Genomic DNA, 5,348 nt, shown 5'->3' on the forward strand with positions numbered 1-5,348 from the left:
GTTATAATCTTTCCATTTTTATCAATTAAAAAGTGTGAGGGAGTACCGCGGACCAAATATTGATTCCAGACTTTTCTATTATTATCTAAGAGTATTAAAAAATTAATATCTTTTTCTTGAATATAATCCCTGATTGTCTCCTTTGGTTCTCCACTGTCAACCGCTAATACTTGAATTTTGTCTTGATATTTTTGAGTAAAAGTTTTTAGGTTAGGCAACTCTTTGGCGCATTGACCGCACCAAGTTGCCCAGAATACTAAAAGCACTGGTTTTTTATTACGGAAATTGCTTAAAGCAACTTTATTGCCAAAAACATCTTCTGACACAAAATCGGGCGCAAGATCATTTATTTGAGGACTGATTTTTTCAGAAACATTGATTGACTGTTTTTGAATTAAATTATCTTCTGTTACAAAATTTATCAAAGGAGAATTGGATAATATCTTATAACCACCAACCACCCCAAGAATTATCACCAAACACCCAAATATCGTCTTTATTTTCCAAGACGACTTCTTGTTTTTTATTTCAGGCTCTTTGTCTGCATTCAACATATCCATTGCCTCTTTTGTAGTTTCGCAAAGAGGACAACTTTCTTCTTGTTTACTGTTGTTTTTTTGGTTCATACGCTAAACAAAAAATATTAAAATCCCGGCACCTAAAATTATCATAAATATACCCATAACTAATTTTTGAGTTTTTCTATAATTTTGTTGCCACTCGCCAAACTTGACTAAAGTATAAGGATTGGTGGCAAGAAGCAACAGAATAATTAAGGGCATAACAAACATTAAATTGTAAAGCAAAAGATATAAAAAACCAGTAAAGAAGGTGGTTTTGGAAGCTAAAAGAGCGGTAATGGCTGCGTAAATTCCGCCAGAGCAGGGTACCGAACAAAGTCCAACTAAAAATGCAGCTGTAATTACGGTTGGCAAGGTCGCTTTTTGTAAATAACCTTTTATCTTCTCGTTTGGAATTTTAGGTAACTTAATCCCTGTCTTAAGTTGAGGAAAAAAATAATCTTTTAAATTCACTGTCCCTAACAAAATTAAAAGCCACGAACCTAATTTAGCAAAAAAATGATGCTGGCCAAAAAGCATTATGCCGGACAAAAGTCCAACGCCGATTACTAAATAAGTTAAAAAAATGACCAAAATATAAACAAGTCCCAGCCCAAGAATATTTTTAAATGACCTGTGTAGAGTTAGCAAAAAGGCAATAAAGAAAATTAAGATAGCGATGGCGCAAGGATGAATGCCATCCAAAAAACCAGTTATGGCTACTAAAAAAGCCATTGTTACTGGGGTAGCGGTATTAATATTATTTGCCAAATTATTTAACATAAGCCTGAATTATTACTTCAATTTGTGGATTAATTGGATCATTGCTTTTGACATAAATAATTCGCTCTTGCTCGCCTTTGGCGTGCGGTGAGTCGCCCATCAACCCGGTATTATAACTTACATTCAAGTCAATCTCTTCATCGGGTCCTAGGATTTTCTTTCCAACCTCGGCAGAAGTGCAGGCACAAGAAGTGGCTATTTTTTTAATCTCTAGAGTTTCCTTTCCCAAATTTTTAATTTTGAAAGTGTGTTTTGCTATTGAACCATATTCAATTTCGTTAAAATCAAAAGTTTGGGGTGTGACTTCAATTTGTGGGCGATTGTCTGTTTGATTTTCTACGCCCGGCACAGCCCTAAAGTAGCCTATTATTGCTAATCCTAAAATGGCTAAAATTATAATAATGATAAGGATGCTTTTTTGATTCATATAACAGAAATTAAGCTAAATCTTTTTTCTTTTCTTCAAACTCTTTTTTATCAATTTCTCCTTTAACATAGCGCTGTTTGAGAATTTCCATGGTGGTGTTTTCTTTTGTTTCTGGTTTAGACTGGTTTGTTAGCCATTTTATTAAAATGACTATACCAAATACCACTAAAATCCAGAACAAAAGCATAAAAATCCAGCCGAAAATACCCCAGCCAACACCCATTCCCCAACCATTGCCATTCATCATACCCTCATAATGAAAGAGTTCTGTATCGTTAGAATGCGCTAGAAATTGCATTAGTCAATTTGGTTCAACTCAATTTTCACCTTTGTTTCAATGTTGATAGGGTCGTTGGAAAATACATAAACTTCTCTGATAGCTTCTCCGCGGAAATCTGGGTGGACGTTAGGGTCGTAATAGACTTTTAACTGCGCGTTTTTCCCCGCAGGAATAGCTATTTCCCAATCTTTAGGGCTTTCAACACCATGCCCGGCCATGGCAAATCTTGGTCCTTCTTTGCCTTCAAATACAATTGACGCAGAAGTGCATCCACAAGAAGTATCCAATTTATTAATAATCAAATCAGTTTTACCTGAATTGGTAATTTCAAAAAGATTAGTTACTTCCCCTTCGGTTTGACTTATATCCCCAAAATCAATTACATCTGGGTTAAGAGAAATAATTGGTCGTTCTACTGGCGCTTGGGCAATCAATTTTTGCTTAAACTCCGTAGTTTGATTTTTATCAACAAAAGAATCCAGACCATACCTTTTGATATAGGCCATTATCACTTCTTCTTTAGACATTGTTCCAGCTGTTAACCCGTCAATAAAAGTGATTCTTTCTTGAGCCATTTCGCAACAGATATTATCTGGATCAAGCGGTTTTCCACAACACGGACACAAAAACATTGGGTAAATCTCTTGAGCACTAACCGGTTGGCTAACAGAGTGAGCAGTTTTGTAGATATATTCTTGTAATTTTGCCCAATTTTTGGGGATTAAAATAAAATTGATAACTAAACTTAGAGCAAAAACTATACTTAGAGTGATTAGAGATTTAAAAACTATTGGGTTTTTGTGGTTTTCAATTCCAGACATATTAATTATTTGAATTTTAATTTAACACCCACCAACCATTTGAGGTAGAAAGTCAGGAAACTCTTTTAATAGTTGGTCCATTCCGGGTTCGCCCGATTTTGCTAATTTATCCAGTTCTGCAGAAAGAGTCTGTTTTGGGAAATACGTTCTTTTCCATTTGTTAAGTTCTTCTAAAATCCAATCGTTGGAAACATCCGGGTTGTTTTTAATTAAATACGCGGATAGACCTCTCATCATTTGAGAATGGGCGCAACCGCAAGCGGCTGTTCCATCTTCTTGTGTTAATGTTTTTACGCCACAACAATATTCGCAAGCAATAGATACCCCTACTTTCTTATACCGTTCCAATTCAGATGGGGTTAAATCGGTTAAGGCTATTTTCTCTCCATCCTTACCGTATGTAGGGTCTAAAGCGCTAATTTTATTAATGGCATCTTGAACATTATCAAAAGAAATACCTAATTTTTGGCCATAAACTTCTGGAATACCTGATGGCATAAAGGATTCTTTTATGTCTTTAAATTTTAAATAAGCAGCAACGTCCGCTTGATAATTGCTGGGGTCGTTTTTAGACAATTTTTTTTGTTGCTTAAAATTAAAATAAACGTTAACAGCTGTTCCACCTACAATTATTCCTATCAAGAATAAAGACAGGAAAGGAATTAAGGATTTAAGAATATCTTTCTGTTTTTTCATAATTTTTAGTTAACAACCACCTACTTATTAAATAATTTAGTAACTTTTAGAATTTCGTCTGTCATTTCCTGTTTTCTTTTTTCGTTTTTTGTACCCATAGCCTTTTTAAAACAAGTGTTAAGATGTTTCTCCATAAGCATTTGATGCGCAGATCTTAAAAGACCTATCGCCGCTAGATTTTGTTGCATTATATCTATACAATAATTATCATTTTCTATCATCTCAATTATCTTGGAAAGAAGACTTTGGGTTTTTTTTAAATTTATTAGAGATTTGCTTTTTAACATATTTTAATTCAAAAACTAAGCTAACATCACCTATACCACAGGTATAGGTGTATTTTATCAAGTGAAATAATACTGTCAATAGGCAAATTAAGTTTTAGTGTAAATGTTTCTAGATAGTGTTAGAATAGGGGTAGATTTAGAATGGGCTTTCGGGGATTGGCGCAGTTGGTAGCGTGCGCGCATGGGGTGCGCGAGGTCGGGAGTTCGAGTCTCCCATCCCCGACCAAAAGAAAAAAGGAGTCCGTCGAGTTGGAGGCGCTCCGTGCGCCGGCGCCCGCACGGAGCGCCGAGAAGCCCTTTTTATATTCTGCCGAGAGCTGCCGATCAGATAAAAAGAAGTTCGAGCCGACACGTTTTGCGAAGAATGCTAATTCTTCGCAATTATTTTTTGCGCGCGCGATTTTTTGCGCCTGTAAGGCGCAATTTACGAATTCTCTCATAGGTTCGAGCCAACTCGAACCAATCTCTTCAACTTTGGCAATTTCTTCCTGAGCTTTTTGGAATAATTCCTTGGAGATTAAACACTTGTGAGTTCCGTCGTGATATTCGCCGTTGTAAAACATAATTCCGACGTAAAACTTGTTGGATAGAATTTGCCGGATTTCGTTGATGTGGAGTGGCTTTCCGTTTTTACGTTCTAATCCAAACTTATGGAGATATTTAGCAATGTCTGTGAAAGTATGGTTTCCCTCTGCAAACATTTCAAAGGCTCTCTTAATGGCTTTTGATTTTTCAGGATCAATATCTATTCCTCTGGTTTTGGAATTATTCAAGTATCCGTATGGAGCTTTTGCGGGCCAAACTCCGTTTCGGAGTTTTTGCCTCAAGCCACGCTTAACGTTTTCAGAAAGATTGTCAACATAATATTTCGATTAGCCGAAGGCAATCGAAAGCATAAATTTTCCTTGTGGCGTGTTTTCAAACCAGGATGTTGGAAACTTTAGATCAAGAAGTTTACCGGTATCGAGAAGATAAATAATTTTTCCGCCATCCATTGAGTTTCTGGCTAAACGATCGGGGTGCCATGCAACAATCCCGTTTGCGTGTCCCTTCTCGATTTTCTTTAGAACTTCGGCAAACTGCTCTCTTCCCGGCATTTTGGCGGTTTTTGCTTCCTCGACAAACTCGACAATCTCCAAATGTTCCCGTTTGGCAAATTCTTTTAGCTCTGCGATTTGTGCTTCGATAGACAAGACTTGTTTGTCAGCCTCATCTCTAGATTTTCGGCAATAAGCAATATATTTTGTCATGGTTATGTTTCCTAAAATTTTTGCGTTTTCTTTCCTTCTTTTTATCTGATCGGCAGCTCTCGGCAGAATATAAAAAGGGCTTCTCGGCGGACTCCTTTTCTCTTTTGGTCGAGATTTACGAAAAAGTTAGAACCGAATTTCGCAAAGGTTAGGTCGGCCGCCTGCGGCGGCCTCGCTTCCGAACGTGTCGGCTCTAAATGGTTTTGCTTAGAGTAAAACCTCAAAAGAAAACGCAAAAATTTTA

The 5,348-nt window shown here is 36.7% G+C and carries 9 protein-coding genes, 1 tRNA gene and 1 pseudogene; 1 reads left to right on the forward strand and 10 read right to left on the reverse strand.

Annotated elements, in window-relative coordinates; translation table 11 throughout:
• The 7 genes from KJ678_03145 to KJ678_03175 all read right to left on the reverse strand — a co-directional run.
• A partial coding sequence (locus KJ678_03145; protein ID MBU1017128.1) for a TlpA family protein disulfide reductase occupies positions 1-626 on the reverse strand: 626 nt, incomplete at its 3' end.
• A gap of 3 nt (positions 627-629) precedes the next feature.
• Positions 630-1,343, reverse strand: coding sequence for a hypothetical protein (locus KJ678_03150; GenBank protein ID MBU1017129.1), 714 nt, complete (start codon positions 1,341-1,343; stop codon positions 630-632).
• Positions 1,333-1,770 (reverse strand): DUF1573 domain-containing protein, encoded by a 438-nt coding sequence (locus KJ678_03155; protein MBU1017130.1) that lies wholly within the window; start codon positions 1,768-1,770, stop codon positions 1,333-1,335. Before KJ678_03155 ends, KJ678_03150 begins: the two co-directional genes overlap by 11 nt.
• 10 nt (positions 1,771-1,780) lie before the next feature.
• Positions 1,781-2,014 (reverse strand): SHOCT domain-containing protein, encoded by a 234-nt coding sequence (locus tag KJ678_03160; protein ID MBU1017131.1) that lies wholly within the window; start codon positions 2,012-2,014, stop codon positions 1,781-1,783.
• A gap of 53 nt (positions 2,015-2,067) precedes the next feature.
• The gene (locus KJ678_03165) at positions 2,068-2,871 is read right to left on the reverse strand and encodes a DUF1573 domain-containing protein (protein MBU1017132.1); all 804 of its coding nucleotides are present in this window, start codon (positions 2,869-2,871) and stop codon (positions 2,068-2,070) included.
• A 21-nt stretch (positions 2,872-2,892) separates the two neighbouring features.
• Positions 2,893-3,567 carry a hypothetical protein gene (locus tag KJ678_03170; protein ID MBU1017133.1) on the reverse strand — a complete coding sequence of 225 codons (675 nt, stop codon included), beginning with the start codon at positions 3,565-3,567 and terminating at the stop codon, positions 2,893-2,895.
• A 20-nt stretch (positions 3,568-3,587) separates the two neighbouring features.
• The gene (locus tag KJ678_03175; GenBank protein ID MBU1017134.1) at positions 3,588-3,854 is read right to left on the reverse strand and encodes a metal-sensing transcriptional repressor; all 267 of its coding nucleotides are present in this window, start codon (positions 3,852-3,854) and stop codon (positions 3,588-3,590) included.
• 150 nt (positions 3,855-4,004) lie between these two features.
• Between KJ678_03175 and KJ678_03180 the strand changes: the two genes are divergently transcribed.
• Positions 4,005-4,080, forward strand: a tRNA-Pro gene (locus KJ678_03180).
• Positions 4,081-4,327: 247 nt separating this feature from the next.
• Here the strand turns inward: KJ678_03180 and KJ678_03185 are convergent.
• The 3 genes and pseudogenes from KJ678_03185 to KJ678_03195 form a co-directional block, all read right to left on the reverse strand.
• Positions 4,328-4,555 (reverse strand): annotated as a pseudogene (locus tag KJ678_03185) (recombinase family protein).
• A 171-nt stretch (positions 4,556-4,726) separates the two neighbouring features.
• A complete protein-coding gene (locus tag KJ678_03190) occupies positions 4,727-5,104 on the reverse strand; it encodes a recombinase family protein (protein ID MBU1017135.1) in 378 nt (125 codons plus the stop codon).
• Between the two features lie 41 nt (positions 5,105-5,145).
• On the reverse strand, positions 5,146-5,348 hold a 203-nt coding region (locus KJ678_03195), incomplete at its 5' end, for a hypothetical protein (protein ID MBU1017136.1).

It is taken from the genome of Patescibacteria group bacterium, assembly GCA_018817085.1.
Taxonomy (GTDB): domain Bacteria; phylum Patescibacteriota; class WWE3; order CG2-30-40-12; family CG2-30-40-12; genus CG2-30-40-12.

Excerpts from the sequence above, each read along its gene's own strand:
- KJ678_03160 (MBU1017131.1), bottom strand. The coding sequence starts at position 2,014 with ATGAATGGCAATGGTTGGGGAATGGGTGTTGGCTGGGGTATTTTCGGC.
- KJ678_03155 (MBU1017130.1), bottom strand. The coding sequence starts at position 1,770 with ATGAATCAAAAAAGCATCCTTATCATTATTATAATTTTAGCCATTTTA.
- KJ678_03190 (MBU1017135.1), bottom strand. The coding sequence starts at position 5,104 with ATGACAAAATATATTGCTTATTGCCGAAAATCTAGAGATGAGGCTGAC.
- KJ678_03170 (MBU1017133.1), bottom strand. The coding sequence starts at position 3,567 with ATGAAAAAACAGAAAGATATTCTTAAATCCTTAATTCCTTTCCTGTCT.
- KJ678_03150 (MBU1017129.1), bottom strand. The coding sequence starts at position 1,343 with ATGTTAAATAATTTGGCAAATAATATTAATACCGCTACCCCAGTAACA.
- KJ678_03165 (MBU1017132.1), bottom strand. The coding sequence starts at position 2,871 with ATGTCTGGAATTGAAAACCACAAAAACCCAATAGTTTTTAAATCTCTA.
- KJ678_03175 (MBU1017134.1), bottom strand. The coding sequence starts at position 3,854 with ATGTTAAAAAGCAAATCTCTAATAAATTTAAAAAAAACCCAAAGTCTT.